This window comes from Treponema sp. R8-4-B8 (genome assembly GCF_054786175.1).
Map to the genome: position 1 here is coordinate 1 of NZ_BDHE01000109.1, position 1,202 is coordinate 1,202.

Annotated in this window: 2 protein-coding genes; both read left to right on the plus strand. The window is 40.5% G+C overall.

What is annotated here, in order from left to right:
* Window positions 1-413 precede the first annotated feature (413 nt).
* The gene (locus ACYVRA_RS06600; RefSeq protein WP_461251952.1) at window positions 414-785 is read left to right on the plus strand and encodes a type II toxin-antitoxin system RelE/ParE family toxin; all 372 of its coding nucleotides are present in this window, start codon (window positions 414-416) and stop codon (window positions 783-785) included.
* Window positions 786-849: 64 nt separating this feature from the next.
* The gene (locus ACYVRA_RS06605) at window positions 850-1,035 is read left to right on the plus strand and encodes a hypothetical protein (protein WP_461251953.1); all 186 of its coding nucleotides are present in this window, start codon (window positions 850-852) and stop codon (window positions 1,033-1,035) included.
* Window positions 1,036-1,202 lie beyond the last annotated feature (167 nt).

The following is a 1,202-nucleotide window of genomic DNA, read 5'->3' on the forward strand; positions in this document are numbered from 1 at the left end:
CTGTTACTAATTGCTAATTGTTCATTGTTATATAGCTCACAGTGGTAAAATGCTAATATGCGTTACAAGATGATGTATGCCCAATAACGTCTTGAGTACAGTCAGGGCAGGCTGCGGGTGGTAAAAACGTCTTCTGTGGGTTCCCCGCCGTAGAGACTTTGTAATAAAACAAAGAAAATTCAGAGAATAAAAGTTCAGCGACAAACCCACGATAAAGCTTTCTACCCACCGCTGTTCAGTCGCTGAAAAGGCTCGAAGGCGGGCTCTCCCAGAGTTTTTGCCACCCGCAGCCCTGCCCTGACTGTACTGAATAAATTCTTGGGCATACATCATGTAGAGGAGAGGGGAGAGAGGCATTAGGGCATTGCGTTTTAACCCTTGAAATACATCAACTTTACAGTTATTATATAAAAGTGCGGGTTTTCAAAAACACATGGTTCAATCGTTTTGCTAACAAGGAAGGCATAACAGACCATGAATTACTGGAAATAGTCGATAAACTTGAAGCAAAACAAGCGGACGCAAATCTGGGCGGAGACGTATACAAAGTACGAGTAGCCAGACAAGGCGAAGGGAAAGCGGGCGGACATCGTGTTATAGTGTATTTTAGGAATGAGTACCGCACGTTTTTTGTTTATGGTTTTTCCAAGAATGACATGGACAACATAAGCGGGAAAGACTTGAAAAGGTTTAAGGAAGACGCAAAGGATGATTTTAAATTAACCGAAAGCGAGATAAAAGCATGGTTAGACCGTGGAACTTTGACTGAAATTACTGAAGGATGATTTTCATCGCGTTGCGATGAATTCGATTAACGACCGCTCATGCGGTTTAAAAAGAGGAAATAAAATGAAATACGAAAGCGACATAGCGAAAATGATCCACGAGAGCGCAACTGAAAAATTCCATATTGGCGCTATTTCAGAAGCCAGAATGCGTGAATATGACGAAATGTGCCTTGCACCAGAAACCTCAAAGAACAATAACGCACATGAAACTGTAAACATAAAACATGCCGATCTTGTAACCGCATAGCCGAAAAGGTAAATAAAGAGGCAAAAATGTTGTTACAACTCATTGTAGGCATTTCCCTAGTATTAATAAGTATTTGTCTTTTTATGCTTGGTAAGCAAATCAGAAAGAACCACTAATTCAACAGAAAATTGAATGTGCTTATTAGCGGTATAAGATGTATGCCCAAT